Annotated in this window: 17 protein-coding genes; 11 read left to right on the top strand and 6 right to left on the bottom strand. The window is 63.2% G+C overall.

What is annotated here, in order from left to right; genetic code table 11:
- Positions 1 to 21: 21 nt before the first annotated feature.
- Positions 22 to 939, bottom strand: a complete 918-nt coding sequence (locus EOC83_RS01640; protein ID WP_063167875.1) for a LysR substrate-binding domain-containing protein — start codon at positions 937 to 939, stop codon at positions 22 to 24.
- 92 nt (positions 940 to 1,031) lie between these two features.
- On the opposite strand from EOC83_RS01640, the gene EOC83_RS01635 reads away from it, so the two are divergent.
- The 7 genes from EOC83_RS01635 to EOC83_RS01605 all read left to right on the top strand — a co-directional run bounded on the left by EOC83_RS01635 (position 1,032) and on the right by EOC83_RS01605 (position 6,473).
- The gene (locus EOC83_RS01635; RefSeq protein WP_082826450.1) at positions 1,032 to 1,190 is read left to right on the top strand and encodes a hypothetical protein; all 159 of its coding nucleotides are present in this window, start codon (positions 1,032 to 1,034) and stop codon (positions 1,188 to 1,190) included.
- A gap of 84 nt (positions 1,191 to 1,274) precedes the next feature.
- A complete protein-coding gene (yidD, locus tag EOC83_RS01630; RefSeq protein ID WP_027162584.1) occupies positions 1,275 to 1,649 on the top strand; it encodes a membrane protein insertion efficiency factor YidD in 375 nt (124 codons plus the stop codon).
- A gap of 135 nt (positions 1,650 to 1,784) precedes the next feature.
- Positions 1,785 to 2,612, top strand: coding sequence for a class D beta-lactamase (blaOXA, locus tag EOC83_RS01625; RefSeq protein WP_013531977.1), 828 nt, complete (start codon positions 1,785 to 1,787; stop codon positions 2,610 to 2,612).
- A 176-nt stretch (positions 2,613 to 2,788) separates the two neighbouring features.
- A complete protein-coding gene (gene thrS / locus EOC83_RS01620) occupies positions 2,789 to 4,765 on the top strand; it encodes a threonine--tRNA ligase (RefSeq protein WP_027162582.1) in 1,977 nt (658 codons plus the stop codon).
- An 84-nt stretch (positions 4,766 to 4,849) separates the two neighbouring features.
- On the top strand, positions 4,850 to 5,788 hold the full coding sequence (locus EOC83_RS01615) for a GNAT family N-acetyltransferase (protein WP_063167876.1): 939 nt from the start codon (positions 4,850 to 4,852) through the stop codon (positions 5,786 to 5,788).
- Positions 5,789 to 5,893: 105 nt separating this feature from the next.
- The gene (locus EOC83_RS01610; protein WP_063167877.1) at positions 5,894 to 6,169 is read left to right on the top strand and encodes a type II toxin-antitoxin system ParD family antitoxin; all 276 of its coding nucleotides are present in this window, start codon (positions 5,894 to 5,896) and stop codon (positions 6,167 to 6,169) included.
- Positions 6,159 to 6,473, top strand: coding sequence for a type II toxin-antitoxin system RelE/ParE family toxin (locus tag EOC83_RS01605; RefSeq protein WP_063167878.1), 315 nt, complete (start codon positions 6,159 to 6,161; stop codon positions 6,471 to 6,473). The genes EOC83_RS01610 and EOC83_RS01605 overlap by 11 nt, the downstream gene beginning before the upstream one ends.
- 20 nt (positions 6,474 to 6,493) lie before the next feature.
- On the opposite strand, the gene EOC83_RS01600 is transcribed toward EOC83_RS01605, so the two are convergent.
- Complete coding sequence (locus EOC83_RS01600; protein WP_013531974.1) at positions 6,494 to 7,456, bottom strand: hypothetical protein; 963 nt, start codon at positions 7,454 to 7,456, stop codon at positions 6,494 to 6,496.
- A 157-nt stretch (positions 7,457 to 7,613) separates the two neighbouring features.
- Between EOC83_RS01600 and EOC83_RS01595 the strand changes: the two genes are divergently transcribed.
- Positions 7,614 to 8,198: a nitroreductase gene (locus EOC83_RS01595; RefSeq protein ID WP_024505355.1), complete on the top strand. Its 585-nt coding sequence runs from the start codon at positions 7,614 to 7,616 to the stop codon at positions 8,196 to 8,198.
- Complete coding sequence (locus EOC83_RS01590; RefSeq protein ID WP_024505354.1) at positions 8,199 to 8,807, top strand: flavin reductase family protein; 609 nt, start codon at positions 8,199 to 8,201, stop codon at positions 8,805 to 8,807.
- Positions 8,808 to 8,824: 17 nt separating this feature from the next.
- Here the strand turns inward: EOC83_RS01590 and EOC83_RS01585 are convergent, their stop codons facing one another.
- Complete coding sequence (locus EOC83_RS01585; RefSeq protein ID WP_063167879.1) at positions 8,825 to 9,541, bottom strand: TetR/AcrR family transcriptional regulator; 717 nt, start codon at positions 9,539 to 9,541, stop codon at positions 8,825 to 8,827.
- Between the two features lie 398 nt (positions 9,542 to 9,939).
- Here EOC83_RS01585 and EOC83_RS01580 point away from each other — a divergent pair, with 398 nt between their 5' ends.
- Positions 9,940 to 10,614: an isoprenylcysteine carboxylmethyltransferase family protein gene (locus EOC83_RS01580; protein ID WP_013531970.1), complete on the top strand. Its 675-nt coding sequence runs from the start codon at positions 9,940 to 9,942 to the stop codon at positions 10,612 to 10,614.
- A 7-nt stretch (positions 10,615 to 10,621) separates the two neighbouring features.
- Here the strand turns inward: EOC83_RS01580 and EOC83_RS01575 are convergent, their stop codons facing one another.
- Together EOC83_RS01575 and EOC83_RS01570 are read right to left on the bottom strand one after the other, a co-directional pair.
- The gene (locus EOC83_RS01575; protein WP_063170219.1) at positions 10,622 to 11,503 is read right to left on the bottom strand and encodes a CoA ester lyase; all 882 of its coding nucleotides are present in this window, start codon (positions 11,501 to 11,503) and stop codon (positions 10,622 to 10,624) included.
- 2 nt (positions 11,504 to 11,505) lie between these two features.
- Positions 11,506 to 11,958, bottom strand: coding sequence for a MaoC family dehydratase (locus EOC83_RS01570; protein ID WP_063167880.1), 453 nt, complete (start codon positions 11,956 to 11,958; stop codon positions 11,506 to 11,508).
- Between the two features lie 151 nt (positions 11,959 to 12,109).
- Between EOC83_RS01570 and EOC83_RS01565 the strand changes: the two genes are divergently transcribed.
- Positions 12,110 to 13,234: a DUF2336 domain-containing protein gene (locus tag EOC83_RS01565; RefSeq protein ID WP_063167881.1), complete on the top strand. Its 1,125-nt coding sequence runs from the start codon at positions 12,110 to 12,112 to the stop codon at positions 13,232 to 13,234.
- On the opposite strand, the gene EOC83_RS01560 is transcribed toward EOC83_RS01565, so the two are convergent.
- Entirely contained in the window at positions 13,231 to 15,297 is a 2,067-nt protein-coding gene (locus EOC83_RS01560; RefSeq protein ID WP_063167882.1) for an FUSC family protein, read from the bottom strand. The genes EOC83_RS01565 and EOC83_RS01560 overlap by 4 nt on opposite strands.
- Between the last annotated feature and the right edge of the window lie 29 nt (positions 15,298 to 15,326).

Here is a 15,326-nt window from a genome sequence, read left to right as displayed (position 1 = left end):
CAGGAACCGGGCCAGAAGGGTTTAAACCTGCGCTTCCAGCGCCCGCCTGCTTTCGGCAAATTCGCTTCTGAGCCAGTCGGCGAACGCGGCGACCGGCTCCGAGAGGTCGTGCAGGTTTCTGGCCACCAGCCAATAGGCGCCGGATGCGACGTCGATGTCGAACGGCTTGACCAGCGCGCCGGATGCGATTTCCCCGCCGATCTGCAACAGATCGCCCAATGCCACGCCATGTCCGAGCAAGGCGGCCTGCTTTGAAAGCGACGCATCCGCCAGCATCGGCCCGCGCGCGGGCACGGCGTCGGCGGGCACGCCGGCCGCTTCGAACCAGCGCGCCCAGCCCTGGCGGTTCTCCTCGTGCAAAAGCGTGTAGCGGCCAAGATCGATTGGCTTCCTGAGGGCAGGGCCAGAAGCAAGCAGCGCCGGCGACAGGACCGGCGAATCGACCGTCGAGGCAAGCCGCTCGGCCTGGCTGCGCGGCCACGAGTCGGCATGCGCGCTGAAGCGCAAGGCAAGCTCCGGCTGATCGCTGCGGAACTCGATCAGCCTTGGATCGACTTCGAGGGAGACGTCGATGTCGGGCCGCAATTGGCGAAACCGGTTGAGCCGGGGAACCAGCCACACGGAGGCAAGCGACGGCTCGACACTGACGCGGACCACGGACTGTGCCGGTGTCGCCACCAGATCGCCAAGCAAGGTATCGATGGCGTCGAAACTTCTGACAAGCTGATCCAGCAGACGCCGGCCGGTGTCGGTCAGTTCGACTCGTCGATGGTGACGTTCGAACAAGGGTCGATGCAGGAAGATTTCGAGCTCGCGGATCTGCCGGCTGATCGCCGCCTGCGAGACGAAAAGCTCCTCGGCGGCCCGGCTGAAGCTCAGATGCCGGCCCGCCGCCTCGAAGCTCCTCAATGCCGTCAGCGGCAGGCGCCCACGCTTCATTTCGCATAACCCAGGATTATCCGAAGTGGAAATTATACTCGTTTGAAGGCGAAGGCCAGCGGCGGTCTAATCCATGTCGAAGGAGACCGACCATGATCCAGTTGCTGAACATTTTTGGCGATGTCATGCGGATCGTGACGTTTCAATGGCGTGACGAAAAGCAGCATTCAAAGCGCCGCGAGGGGCCGGCCAGTCGTGGCCGCTGGGCGCCGTCGGCTGACAGGCAGCCGTTTCGCCGTTCCCGTCCGTGATGGCGGGGCGCGCAAGGAGCGGGGATTGCGTTCTCCGGCGGAAGTCCACATCTATCGCCTGGGAAACGCGATACGGAGACTGTGGTGCGCGACCAGCATGGGCATGCGCATATAGACGGGTCGCAAAAACGCGGCCGCAACTGGCCCGGCCCCTGGCGCAAGACGCCAGGCCGTCTCCTCGGCACGTCGCTCGTGCGCCTCTACCAGCTGACGCTGTCGGGCTTTGTCGGCAATTCCTGCCGGCATCTGCCGACCTGTTCGGAATATGCGCATGAGGCGATCGCCCGCCATGGCCTGTGGGCCGGCGGCTGGATGGGATTCTTCCGCGTGCTGCGCTGCGGGCCATTCGGCACGCATGGCATAGACCTCGTGCCGGAGGCGCTTGCGGATCGCTATCTCTGGTTCATGCCCTGGCGGTACTGGCGGATCGGCAGCAAGCGCGGCAAAGCGCAGGAATGATGGCCGGGGAGAATAGCAGGTTTACGATCCGGTAGGGTTAACAACAGCCTGCACAAAGACTGCGCATTTGAGACAAAATCGAGACAAGAGACCCCGCTAAGCCGCTCGCGAACCCCCTTCTGGAGCGAGCAGAAAATGCGCAATTTCGACCGTCTTCCCTTCATCTTTGCCGGGATCCTGTTCCTGCTCGCCTGGCTGCTGGGATTTCCGCTGCGCGCGCAATCGGCGCCGCTGGGGGATTTGCAGTGCACGGTGATCGCCGATGCGGCGAGCGGCAAGACGCTTTACCAGGACGGAGTGTGCGACCAGCGGTTCAGCCCGGCCTCGACGTTCAAGGTGCCGCTGTCGCTGATCGGCTATGACAGCGGGATCCTGAGCGACGAGCATACGCCGGCGTGGGACTACAAGCCGGAGTTCAAGGCGGTGAAGCGGGACCAGAAGACCGTCGATCCGGTGATCTGGGAACGGGATTCGATCGTCTGGTTCTCCCGTGAAATCACCAGTCGGCTCGGGCCGGAAAAATTGGCTGGCTATGTCTCCAAATTCGGCTACGGCAATGCCGATGTTTCCGGCAATCCCGGCAAGAATGATGGTTTGACCCAATCCTGGATAAACTCCTCGCTCAAGATCACGCCGGTCGAGCAGGTCGATTTCCTGCGCAAGCTGCTGGCCCGCAAGCTGCCTGTCTCGGCCAGGGCCTACGACATGACATCAGCCATCATCCCGACCTTCCAGGCCGGAGGCTGGACGGTGCAGGGCAAGACCGGAAGCACCAGGCTGCGCAACGATGCCGACAAGGTTCAGGATAAGCGCTCGCTTGGGTGGTTCGTCGGCTGGGCGAACAAGGATGGCCGCCAGATCGTCTTTGCGCGCCTTGTCGTCGACACCGATCGGACCGATATGCCCAAAGGCCTCAAGACCCGAGCCGCGTTCCTGAAGGACCTGCCGCTGCTCATCAAATGAAGTCTGACATTTGAGCCGGGCTTTACGGCGGCGGAATCTGTCCATAAAAGACAGCCGCTGCCGGACGCATCCGGCCTACTCTTTGCATGTCGTAACCCCAAAACCGTCCACACACTTTTGGGCGACATGCATTTCAACCACCCGCGCTCGTTTGCGGGACTGGATAGGAGATATACATGCTGAATTCCGTTTCCCTGACATTTCCCGATGGCTCCGTCCGCGAATACGACGCGGCGATGACCGGTGCCGGCCTCGCCGAATCGATCTCGAAGTCGCTGGCCAAGAAGGCGGTCGCCTATGCGATCGACGGCACCGTCCGCGATCTCAGCGATCCGCTTGGCAAATCCGGCAAGGTCGAGATCGTCACCCGCGACGACCCGCGCGCACTCGAACTGATCCGTCACGACGCCGCACATGTGTTGGCGGAAGCCGTGCAGGAATTGTGGCCGGGAACGCAGGTGACCATCGGGCCGGTGATCGAGAACGGGTTTTACTACGACTTCGCCCGCAACGAGCCGTTCACGCCTGACGATTTTCCCGTGATCGAGAAGAAGATGCGCGAGATCATTTCGCGCAACAAGCCGTTCACCAAGGAAGTCTGGTCGCGCGACAAGGCGAAGAAAGTGTTTGCCGACAAGGGCGAACGCTACAAGCTGGAGCTGATCGACGCCATTCCCGAGGATCAGGATCTCAAGATCTACGCGCAGGGCGACTGGTTCGACCTTTGCCGTGGCCCGCACATGGCCTCGACGGGGCAGATCGGCAACGCCTTCAAACTGATGAAGGTGGCCGGCGCCTATTGGCGCGGCGATTCGAACAATCCGATGCTGACCCGCATCTACGGCACGGCCTGGGCTGATCAGGCGCAGCTCGAAGCCTATCAGACGATGCTGGAGGAGGCCGAGAAGCGCGACCACAGGAAGATCGGCCGCGAGATGGACCTGTTCCATTTCCAGGAAGAGGGGCCTGGCGTCGTCTTCTGGCACGCCAAGGGCTGGAAGATGTTCCAGAACCTGGTCAACTACATGCGCCGCCGCCTCGACGAGCAGGGCTATCAGGAGGTCAACGCGCCGCAGGTTCTCGACAAGAGCCTGTGGGAGACGTCAGGCCATTGGGGATGGTATCGCGACGCCATGTTCAAGGTGACGGTGGCCGGCGACGATACCGATGACGACCGGATCTTCGCTCTGAAGCCGATGAACTGCCCGGGCCATGTGCAGATTTTCAAGCATGGGTTGAAGTCTTATCGCGATCTGCCTGTCAAACTTGCAGAATTCGGCAACGTCCACCGTTACGAACCATCCGGCGCGCTGCACGGGCTGATGCGTGTGCGCGGTTTTACGCAAGACGATGCGCACATCTTCTGCACCGAAGAGCAGCTGGCGGCGGAATGCCTGCGCATCAACGATCTGATCCTGTCGACCTATGCTGATTTCGGTTTCGACGAAATCAGCGTCAAGCTGTCGACGCGGCCGGACAAACGCGTCGGTACCGACGAGGCGTGGGATCACGCCGAGGCGATCATGGGCGGCGTGCTGGAGACGATCAGGACACGGTCCGGCAATCGCATCAAGACCTCGATCAATCCGGGTGAGGGCGCCTTCTACGGGCCGAAATTCGAATATGTGCTGAAGGATGCCATCGGCCGCGAATGGCAGTGCGGCACGACGCAGGTCGATTTCAACCTGCCGGAGCGGTTTGGCGCCTTCTACATCGGCTCGGATTCCGAGAAGAAGCAGCCTGTCATGGTTCACCGCGCCATCTGTGGCTCGATGGAGCGCTTCCTCGGCATCCTGATCGAGAACTATTCCGGCCATTTCCCGCTGTGGTTCGCGCCGCTGCAGGTGGTGGTGGCGACGATCACGTCGGATGCCGACGACTATGCGACCGAGGTGGTGGCAAAGCTGAAGGCCGCTGGGCTGTTGGCGGAAGCGGATCTGCGCAACGAGAAGATCAACTACAAGGTCCGCGAGCACAGCCTGGCCAAGGTTCCGGTCATCCTCGTCTGCGGCAAGCGCGAAGCGGAAGAGCAGACGGTCAACATGCGCCGACTGGGCTCGCGCGACCAGGAATCGCTTGGCCTTGACCAGGCGATCGCGCAACTGACTGAGGAAGCCGTCACACCCGACCGCCGGCGCAAACGCGCGGCCTGATTGGCATGGTTTCGACCAAATGGCGGTGGAGCGATCCACCGCCATTTTCATATCCCTGTCACGCCGACCTTGTAACGAGCCCCTATGCTCAAGTTGAAATTGCGCGAACGACCCTTTCCCGAGCTTTCCTATGCCAATCCGCGCCAGCCGGCGCTGACGCGCTGGTTCATACATTCGGTCGAAGGCTTGTCGGGCCGCGACCGCTACACAGCACTTTATGATTTCTGGCGCCGCCAGATCGTGCCGACCGGCGAACGCGTGTTCAGCCGCATGCTCGACCTGATCGACGTGCGGGTGCGGACCGCTGATCAGTGGCCGCCCGCGCAATTGCCGGACACGCCGCTGGTGATCGTCGCCAATCATCCGTTCGGCATCGGTGACGGTATCGCCGTGCTGTCGCTGGCCGAGCAGCTCGGCCGTCCGTTCCGGGTGATGATCCACAAGGATCTGCTCAAGATCCGCGAGATGGAGCCTTATTCGCTGCCGATCGACTTTTCGGAGACCAAGGATGCGCTGAAGAACAACATGGCCGTGCGCCATGAAGCGGTGCGCCTGTTGAAAGAGGGCGTCACCATCGTGGTATTTCCGGCCGGCGGTGTCGCCACCGCGCCAAAGGGTTTTGGCCGGGCGCGCGATCTGCCGTGGAAGATGTTTCCGGCCCGCCTCGTCCAGGACGCCAGGGCGTCGGTCATCCCGATGCATTTTTCCGGGCAGAACGGCAGGCTGTTCCATCTTGTCAGCGGGCCGATGAACATGGCCGAGCGCGACGGCCGGGTGGCCAAGTTCGTCGGCAAGGCCTCGCTGACGCTGCGCACATCGCTGCTCATCCACGAATTCGCGCGGCTGTCGGGCAAGGCGATCGACGTGCGCGTCGGCGATGTGCTGAGCTGGAGCGAACTGGAGCCGTTGCGCGACCGCAAGGCCTTGCTCGACCGCCTCCATCGCGGCGTGTTCGACCTGGCGCCAGCTTTGCCACGCCGCCGGATCCCGTTCCTGCCGGCGCGGACCGAACTGGCGGCTTGAACAATAAACGTCCGGCTCACAGGGCCGAGTCTTGGCTGGCCGTTGAGAAAAATAGTATGACACTGTAATGTCATGCGCTATATTAGGGCAAGGAAAGAGCTTGCCATGAGAACCAGCAAACCGATCACCGTGACCCTCGGCCGCCAGCAGGCCAGCGTTGACGTACGCCTGGCGTCGGGTGCCTACGACTCCGCCAGCGAGGTGATGCGCGCCGCGCTGCGCGCCCTCGACCGCGAAGAGCAGACCATCACCGCGATTATGCGCGCCAAGGTCCAGGAAGCCCTTGACGACCCGCGTCCGGACATCCCGGCAGAAGACGTCTTCAAAGCGCTGCGCGCCCATCATGCGGACCGCATGAAGGCCTCCAAGCTTGACACATAAGGTCGTCTTCAGACCGGCGGCTCAAGCCGACCTCTTCGCCATCTACGACTACATCGAAAACGACAGCGGGAGCAGACGTGCCGACGACTATGTCGACCGCATAGAGGCCGCGTGCATGGCGCTGTCCAACTTCCCGGAGCGCGGGACCGTGCGCGACACTGTTGGCCCCGGCGTCCGCATCGTCGGCTTTGAACGCCGCGTGTCGATCGTTTTCCGGGTCGACGGTGACACCGTGGTCATCCTGCGCGTGCTCTACGGCGGACAGGATTATCCTGCTGGTTCAGAGGATGACGCAGACACCTGATTCTTCTGGTGGATTGCGAACTAATCCGCGCCTTCTTCAGGATCCATCGCCGCGGCCTCGGTGGCCAGAACCTCGATTTCCTGGTTCTGCCCGGCCACGACCGTAAAATCCTTCTGGTAGATGCGGTCGCGGTTCTTGGCGATGATGGTGTAGTCGCCCTCGGCCAGCACCATCGAGGCGAAAGCGCCGACGGTTTCCTTGATCGGATCGCCGGACTCGTTGAGCAGTGACCAGGACGTGTCGGCGATCGCCTCGCCACCGGTTTCGCGCACCAGCTTCATCGTGATCTCGGCGGCGTGATGCTCGACGGTGGCTTCGGTCAGCTTGCCGGCCTCGACGCGGATGTCGGAGCGAATGACTGCATTGACCGCGCCATAGGTCGAGACGACATGGTAGATGCCGGCGTTGAGCCGCACGACGCTGTTGGGCTCGACATCGGGAATGATCAGCGCGCGGTCGCCATTGGCCTCGGCAGTGCCCTCGTAGATCGAAAAGCGCAGCTTCTTCGGTGGAATGCGCACGCCGCCGGACAGCACGGCGTCGAGCTTGAGGCCGCCGGCATCGAGCACGAGGCTTTCGCGCTTGGCGTCCTTGCCGACAGTGATGCGTTTGGTGGCGCCGGCCCGGCCGTAGGAGGCGTGAACCAGATAGCTGCCGGGCTCGAGCTGGAAGACGGCGGTGCCGCCATGCGAGGAGGCGACCATCGGCAATTTGCCGTTGACGGCTTCCGGCTTGAAGACCCGCCAGACGATGCCGCGCGTGATGTCGGAACCCTTGTCGGTCAACTGGGCAGAGAGTGTGATGGCACCGCCGCCGCTCAGCGCCAGTGACGTCTCGCCTTTCGGCGTCGCGTAGCTCGAAATTCCCGGAAGCTTCAGGTCGCTGACACCGTCGACATTCTGCGCCATGGCGAACGAAACCGGCGCCATGAACAGCAGGGCGCCGAGCCAGACCAGGAAAAGACGGACAGTCCCCTCAAACATGCCTTGCGTTGAAGCCCATGGCGGTGGCAATTTCAAGGCTTAAGAGTCCGACCGATACGACTCTTCCGTCCGGCGTATCCCGCGCCAATGCCCGAGCCGCCCGAATCCCCGATGGTGCGCTTCAGCTCAAAACAGAATGTCCAGGAGACTTGCGCCCATGGCGTCGCCGATCATCGACTTCCTGCTGACCCGAAACTCCGCACCGATTCCAGATCTGAAGGAGCCGGCGCCGAGCGATGCGGAGATCGCGACAATGATCACTGCTGCCTCCCGGGTGCCCGATCATGGCCGGTTGGAGCCCTGGCGCTTCATCCTCTACCGTGGCGACGCCCGCGTCGAGATCGGCAGGCAACTGGCAGCACTTGCCGAGCAGCGGGAGGGCCCATTGACGGAGGGCCGCCGCAATCAGGAACTGGCGCGGTTCTCGCGCGCACCGCTGGTGATCGGCGTCGTATCTGTCCCCAGGGAGAATCCAAAAATCCCGCAATGGGAAATGTTCCTGTCGGGCGGCATGGCGGCGATGAACCTGATGATATCAGCCAACGCGCTGGGCTTTGGCACCAACATGATCAGCAACTGGTATTCGGATGTGCCGGAGGGCAGGGCACTGCTGGGGCTGGCGCCGCAGGAGCGGGTCATCGGCTTCATCCATATCGGCTCCTATGCCGGCCCGGCGCCGGAGCGGCCCCGGCCCGATCCGGCAAAGCTGTACAGTGACTATTCGGGGCCGTGGGTCGGCTGAATGTTCTACGAGCCTTCAAAGGGCCACGGCCTGCCGCACGACCCTTCGAAGGCGATCGTGGCGCCGCGTCCGATCGGCTGGATTTCGACACTGAACAGGGCTGGTGAGATCAACCTCGCGCCGTATTCCTTCTTCAATGCCGTTTCGACGCGGCCTTTCATCGTCTGGTTCTCCTCCGAAGGCGAGAAGGACAGCGCCTCCTTCGCCCAGGAAACCGGCGAGTTCGTGGCCAATCTGGTCAGCCGCGATCTCGCGGAGAAGATGAACCGCACGTCGGTCAATGCTCCGCGCGGCGTCAATGAGTTCGTCTATGCCGATCTTGCCATGGCGCCGTCGCGCCTGGTCGCCCCGCCGCGCGTGGCGGCAGCGCCGGCCGCGCTCGAATGCCGGGTGACTGAAGTTTTTCGGCCAAAGGCCCTGGACGGGTCGCCGACAAGTGCCGTTATCGTCGCCGGTGAAGTGGTCGGCGTGCATATCGACGACGCCTTCCTGACGGACGGCCTGTTCGACATCACCAAGGCCGGCAATGTCGCTCGTCTCGGCTATATGGACTATGCCAGCGTCGACGAGGTGTTTTCGATGCGCCGGCCGCGCTGGGACAAGGACTAGATATCAGGCTCGGCCAGCTACCGCGCCTTGCCGGAACTCGTTCGCCGCCTGGCGGTCATGACGGTGCGCACATAGCCGGGCTCGCCGATCCGAATGCTTCCATCGGGCAGGCCCAGTATGCGGTCGAGGGCGATCTCGTAGAGCCTGACGCGTTTCTCCAGGACTTCGATCGCGGCCTCCATGTCGGCGTCGCTGCCGCCGGCAATGGCCTTGGCGACGACATCACGCGTGGCCATGCCGAATTGCATGACGATGTCGGCGACACCTTCCGGATCGAAGGTCCTGAAGGTGCCGTCTTCGATTCCTTGCCTGATGACCTTGACCAGCAGCGGTGAAAACGACGCGCTGGCGGCCAGATTGATACGGTGGAAAAGCACCAGATTCTCAGGCCGGAACATCGTCTCGAAAAGAGCCCAAGCTTCCGGCGCGGTTTCGATCTTGGCCCGCCGCGACTGGCTGAGCAGGCCATTCAGGCGGCCAAGCGGGTCGAGGCCGGGATCGTGGAGTATGTCCTGGACCCCAGCCAGTGCCTGTTTTGCAAAGCGATCGGCCAATGCCTCCAGGAGAGCCTCCTTGGAGGGGAAGTAATGATAGAAAGCACCCTTCGAGATGCCGGCGGACGCAATCACGTCATTGAGGCTCGCTTTGTCATAGCCTTGGGTCAGGAACAGGGTCTGGGCATGATCCAGAAGTTCTTCTCGCCTGAGTTCTGGATGCTTGATGACACGGGGCATGACGAACTTTCTGCACGTGATGGCTGCTCCCGTCCAGTCCCGACGTCGGCAGCCAGGGCAACGGATTTCGGGTTAACGGGTCCCTTCGGAGTCTCCGCTTGCGCGTTGGCTGACGGAGCATCAAACGAAAAACCCGCCTGTGCGGCGGGTCACTGGCGCAAATCAGCACCATGGGCAAAAATGTACCATAGCTGAGATCACCGAGTCAAGAAAAAATTCCTATCGTGGAAGGCTGCCCGGCAAAAAGCCGCCAACACAACCGACTGCCGCAAGCCTTTTGTTAAGCTGGAGTTCGGAGCCTCGGGTCGAAGGTTCGCTTGAACTATAGACCAGTGGTCTGTATGGTAGACCAATGGTCTAAAATACCAATCATCAGCGGATATCAAGGCAGGTCGATCATGATCGCGAAATTGGTTCTTCAGACATTCGTCTGGTTCGTCGCCATGGGCGCCTTGCTCTTCCTGTCGGCCGGCACGCTGCATTGGCCGGGGGCCTGGGTCTATCTGGTGGGGATGGTGGGCCTCAGTCTCACCTTGGGCGTGGCGCTGGCGAGGCGCGATCCCGGTCTGATGAATGAGCGGCTGAGCTCTCCCATCCAGAAGAATCAGGACGCGGCCGACAAGGTGCTGCTGTCCATACTTCTGCTCGCCATCTTTGGTTCTCAGATATTCATGGGATTCGACGTGCGTTTCGGCTGGTCGGCGGTTCCCGTCTGGGTGCAGGTGGTCGGCGCACTGGTCCTGCTGCTCGGAATCTGGATCTGCTATCTGACGATGCTGGAGAACAGTTTTGCGGCGCCCGTGGTCAAGATCCAGGACGAACGCGGACAACGTGTGATCTCCACCGGGCCTTACAGCTACGTCCGCCATCCTATGTATGCCGGCGCCATCCTCTTCTTCGCCGGCACGGCACTTCTGCTTGGTTCCTGGTGGGGGCTGGCGTCGGTGCTCGTGCTCGTCGTTCTCTTGGCCATCCGCACCTTCATCGAAGAGAAAACGCTTCGCGCCGGTCTGCGCGGCTATGACGACTATGTGGCCCGGGTCCGTTACCGCCTGATTCCATTGGTTTGGTAGCAGGCGCTCAGGCGGAAACACCTGCCGCCTTCGCCCGCGCCAGAAGCCGCTCGGCCAGCCGCAGGTGCGGGCGGTCGAACATCTTGCCGTCGATAGCGACGACGCCGGGGCTTCCCGCTGCCGCGAACGCAGCAACGATTGCCGCCGATTGTCTCACCGCCTCGGCCGACGGCGTGAAGGCTGCGTTGATGACCGGCACCTGATCGGGGTGGATCGCCATCTTGCCGGTGAAGCCATCGCGTTCGGCCTCGGCGCACTCCGCGGCGAAGGCCGCCATGTCGCGAAAATTTGGGAAGACGGTGTCGATCGCCGCGACCTCCGCCGCACCGGCGGCGAGTATGGTCATGGTGCGAGCATGACGGAACACGTCCGTGTAGCGGCCATGCTCGTCGCGGGCGCTGCGCGCGCCGAGCGCCGCCGACAGGTCTTCCGCGCCCCAGGTGAGCCCGGCAAGCCGCGCGCTGGTCCCGGCATAGGTTGCCGCCGCCAGCACGCCTGCCGGCGTTTCGGTGATGATCGGCAGGATCTTGATCGCGCCGTCGGCCAGGCCTTTTTCGGCCTCGCGCACCCTGAGTTTTGCCGACAGGTGCTGCACATCCTGGCCGCCGTTCGACTTGGGCAGCATGATGCCGTCGGGTTTCGCCGGAACCAGCGCCGCCAGATCGTCATCCGTCAGCCCGGTCGCGAGGTCATTGACCCTGACATAGATGGCGGAAGTCGTTTGTGCCCTGCGTTCCAGGATGAAGCGCGCCGCTACGACGCGCGCCAGCGCCTTGTTGTGCGGCGCCACGGAATCCTCGAGGTCGACGATGACCACGTCGGCGCCGGCACCAAAACCCTTTTCCAGCTTCCTCTCGGAATCACCGGGGACGAACAGCAGCGAGCGCATGATCAGGCCGGCTTCTTCAGCATCATGGCTTGCCTGGTGCATTTGGCGACGAGATCGCCATGCTGGTTGTAGGCGCGATGCTCGAATTCGACGATGCCGCGATCGGGCTTCGACCTGGACTCGCGCACCGAGATGACTGTCGTTTCGACGCGAACGGTATCGCCATGGAAGACCGGATGCGGAAACACGGTTTCCTTCATGCCGAGATTGGCCACCGTGGTGCCGACGGTGATGTCATTGACCGAAATGCCGATCATCAGCCCGAGCGTGAACAGCGAATTGACCAGCGGCTTGCCCCATTCGCTCTTGGTGGCGAAATCGAAGTCGATGTGCAGCGGCTGCGGGTTCAGCGTCATCACCGAAAACAGCATGTTGTCGCTTTCGGTAACGGTCTTGCGCAGCGTGTGCTGGAAGACATGGCCGACGACGAACTCTTCGAGATAAAGTCCGGCCATTTCTCTCTCCTCAGGTGCTTGACGGTTGATAGGCGCTGCAAATCAGCCTCGCAAGCCAGTTAATGAACATGGTGAACGGTTCGTAAACCAATTCTGCCTACGGTCGTCAGTGGGGTCGGAACCTTCCGGCAAGGGGCGTAAGCAGGCGGGCATGGTTGTTGTTTCGCATTTCCTGAAATGGATCTACACGGCCAAGGTGTCGGAGCGCGCCGCGGCGGCGAGCGCTCTGGCCCGAGCCTACATCAATTCCGAATTGCCCTTCGAGGACCGCTGCGCCGCAGAGGCGGCGCTGACACTGTTGCTCGACGATGCCTCGTCAAAGGTGCGGCTGGCGATGGCCGAGGCGCTGTCGATGAGCCAACACGCGCCAATGCAGATCATCAGCGTGCTGGCCTCCGACCAGCCGGAAGTCGCCGGCGTGGTGCTGGCGCGCTCGCCGCTGCTCACCGACGCCGACCTGATCAACCGCGTGGCTTCGAGTCCGAAGGCGACGCAAAAACTGATCGCAGACCGGCCGCTCGTCTCGATGGCGCTGTCGGCGGCCATCGCCGAGATCGGCGAGGCGGACGCCTGCGCCGTGCTGCTCGCCAACAGCGGCGCCGACATCGCCTCGCTCAGCTTCCGCCGCATGGCCGAACGGCATGGGCACCTGCCGCTGGTGCGCGAGGCGCTGATATCGGATGTCAGGCTGCCGGCCGACTGCCGGCATATGCTGCTCGTCAAGCTTGGCGAAATGCTGAAAACGTCGCCACTGGTGATGGCGATGATGGGCGCGGCGCGAGCCGACCGCGTCATGCGCGACGCCTGCGTCAAGGCTTCGGTGACGCTGATCGAAGGCACGCGCACGGAAGAACATGCGGCCCTGATCGAGCATCTCAGGCTGCGTGGCGACCTCACCGCGAGCTTCCTCATCCGCACCATCGCGCATGGCAAGGTCGATTTCTTCGGCTCGGCACTGGTTGCGCTCAGCCAGCAGTCCGAACAAAGGGTTAGGGCGCTGCTGGCCGGCGGGCACGACGTGGCTTTGCAGGCATTGTTCCGCAGCGCCGGGCTCGCCGGCGCCACGCACGCCATCATCCTGCGTGCGCTGAAGATCTGGCGCGAGGTCGCCAACGGCAAGCGCGTCGCCGGTGTGCAGGAGGTAAGCTGGCTGATGCTCAAGGAAGTGGGCGGTCAATCCGCCGAGGGTGATCTCGCCGCCTTGGTCAAGTCGATCCATCTCGACGCGCTGCGCGAAAACGCACGCGGCCACGCGCTGGCGATAGCGGCCGCCTAGCCTTTATCCCTGGCGAAAAAATCCGGAAAATCCTCCATCGCGGCGGCGATGATGCGCAACGATGCCGCGATCTGCAGCAATTCCCCGGTACCGTTTCGCTGGGCAATACCAGCCGCATATTGCCGGGCGACGGTGACGGTTGATGTCTGCGGATCGCCGGGGGCGCGGAAGAGCAGTTCGCGCGCCAGCCCTCTCAGGAAGTTGGCGATCGAAAGCGCGGTCTCGGATGGGATGGCATGGCTCTGGCTCGCATCGCGCAGCCGAAGGACCTCCAGGCCGACGGTGACGGCGGCGACGCCGCCGCCCAGAACCGCATCGCCTTTCTGACCGGCATTCTGCACCAGCGGCATCAATTGGTTGATGCGGTCGTAGGCGAGGCTCTCGAAGGCCGACCGCCTCGGCACCCGCTCATGCAGGCAAAGCCGCGCCAGATCCTCACGCATGGCGCGCACGATGCGGTTGGCCGCGAGCCAAGGATCGGCCGGCAGCACGACGATGAAGACACCGATCGCCAGCAGGATGCCGACCAGGATCGACGCCGAACCGGCGAAGAAGGGTCCGGGATCGTAGGTCATCGCCTGGTGCGGACTGAGGAAGGCGAGAAAGTTGATGGCGAAAGCCGTCGCAACGCCGACATAGCGTGGATTGGCCATGGCCAGCGCCGTCGGCACCAGGATCGGCACGACAAACAGCATGAACCAGCCGAAGCCGGGCAGGGCGGGCAATGCGATCTGGCCGACGAGAAAGGCAAAGGGCAGCGCCAGAAGCGTTCCCTTGAAGAAACCCCAGGCGACCTGCACAGGGTCGGGGCGAGCAGCAAACAGGCTCGACACGACGGCGACGAGAATGACCGTGCCGGCGGCTTCCGACCATTTCGTCGTCAACCAGAAGGCCGCGACCAGCAGCGTCGCAAGGGCAGCGCGCACCGCGTTGCGCGATGCGCCGGCGTAATCGCGATGCACCACCAGCGCAGGCTGCCTGCTGCCCCTGGCCGGGCGCGTGGCAGGCGCACGCAGGGCATCGAGGCCGCGCAGCACCTGCTTGAGCGCATCGGCGAAATCGGCGGCAATGGTCAGGCGGGTGATCGTGCCGACCCTGTCGTCGCCCTGGTCGGTCGAGGCATCGGGCATTTGCCGGGCCTTGGCCGAGATGGTGTCGAGCCGCGCCACCCAAGGCGTGGTGTCGTCCAGCGCGCCGGGCTTCGCGGCCATTTCACCGACAAGGGCTTGCAACTCCGAACGCACCGGAATGAGCGCCGCATTCTTCGGAGCGGCATGCGAATGCAACGCACGTGCCGCCGACAGCGCCGAGAGCAGTTGTCCGATCGTGCGCCGGACCGGATGCGCGCGCGGCGCGAAGCTCGGCGCCTCGAGCCTGGCATAGGCGCGCATCTCGCCGAGCGTCTGGGTATCCGTGACCAGCTTTCGGTGCAGCGCGGACAGCGTTGCCGGGTCGCCGCCGGAGAACGCACCGCCGGCATAGGTGGCAAGATCGAGGATGCAGCGTTTCAGGCGCGAGACGATGGCGTCGCTGGCCAGTTTTGGCAGGATCAGCCGGCTGGTCAGGCCGGCGCAGACGATGCCGAGCACGATCTCGGCACAGCGCGCGACAGCGAGGTCGACGACGAGATGCGGCTGTCCGAAAGCGGGCAGGCCGATGATCATTGCGGTGTAGCCGGCCAGGGCGGCGCCATAGGCTTCCGGATTGCGCAGCAGCGACGAGACGAAGGTGCAGATGCCGATCCAGACGGCAAGCACAGTCACCAGCACCCAGGGGTTGGTGCCGAAAACGGTGGTGATGCCGATCGCGGCGATGCCGCCGACCAGCGTGCCGAGCAGCCGGTAGAAGCCCTTCGCCAGCACCATGCCGGCAACCGGCTGGGCGACGATGAACACCGTCATCATGGCCCATTGCGGATGGTCGAGCTTCAGCGCATAGGCTGCCAGCAGCGCGATCAAGCCGGCTGAAACGGTGCGCAAGGCAAAGATCCAGTCGGAGCGCGTCGGCTGCGTCAACCCGGCTAAACTCGTCCCGAAATAGCCTTTCAGCCGCGTCCTGGTCACATGCTCGTCTCCGCAGCTGGAGCCTTGTT

It is taken from the genome of Mesorhizobium sp. Primo-A (assembly GCF_003997175.1).
Lineage (GTDB): Bacteria > Pseudomonadota > Alphaproteobacteria > Rhizobiales > Rhizobiaceae > Mesorhizobium > Mesorhizobium ciceri.
The sequence above is the reverse complement of the archived record's forward strand: the minus strand, read 5'-3'. Positions and strand labels throughout refer to the sequence as shown.

Coding starts and splice junctions, on each gene's coding strand:
- EOC83_RS01640 (WP_063167875.1), bottom strand. CDS start 939: ATGAAGCGTGGGCGCCTGCCGCTGACGGCATTGAGGAGCTTCGAGGCG.
- EOC83_RS01635 (WP_082826450.1), top strand. CDS start 1,032: ATGATCCAGTTGCTGAACATTTTTGGCGATGTCATGCGGATCGTGACG.
- blaOXA (WP_013531977.1), top strand. CDS start 1,785: ATGCGCAATTTCGACCGTCTTCCCTTCATCTTTGCCGGGATCCTGTTC.
- thrS (WP_027162582.1), top strand. CDS start 2,789: ATGCTGAATTCCGTTTCCCTGACATTTCCCGATGGCTCCGTCCGCGAA.
- EOC83_RS01615 (WP_063167876.1), top strand. CDS start 4,850: ATGCTCAAGTTGAAATTGCGCGAACGACCCTTTCCCGAGCTTTCCTAT.
- EOC83_RS01610 (WP_063167877.1), top strand. CDS start 5,894: ATGAGAACCAGCAAACCGATCACCGTGACCCTCGGCCGCCAGCAGGCC.
- EOC83_RS01600 (WP_013531974.1), bottom strand. CDS start 7,456: ATGTTTGAGGGGACTGTCCGTCTTTTCCTGGTCTGGCTCGGCGCCCTG.
- EOC83_RS01595 (WP_024505355.1), top strand. CDS start 7,614: ATGGCGTCGCCGATCATCGACTTCCTGCTGACCCGAAACTCCGCACCG.
- EOC83_RS01590 (WP_024505354.1), top strand. CDS start 8,199: ATGTTCTACGAGCCTTCAAAGGGCCACGGCCTGCCGCACGACCCTTCG.
- EOC83_RS01585 (WP_063167879.1), bottom strand. CDS start 9,541: ATGCCCCGTGTCATCAAGCATCCAGAACTCAGGCGAGAAGAACTTCTG.
- EOC83_RS01580 (WP_013531970.1), top strand. CDS start 9,940: ATGATCGCGAAATTGGTTCTTCAGACATTCGTCTGGTTCGTCGCCATG.
- EOC83_RS01575 (WP_063170219.1), bottom strand. CDS start 11,503: ATGCGCTCGCTGCTGTTCGTCCCCGGTGATTCCGAGAGGAAGCTGGAA.
- EOC83_RS01570 (WP_063167880.1), bottom strand. CDS start 11,958: ATGGCCGGACTTTATCTCGAAGAGTTCGTCGTCGGCCATGTCTTCCAG.
- EOC83_RS01565 (WP_063167881.1), top strand. CDS start 12,110: ATGGTTGTTGTTTCGCATTTCCTGAAATGGATCTACACGGCCAAGGTG.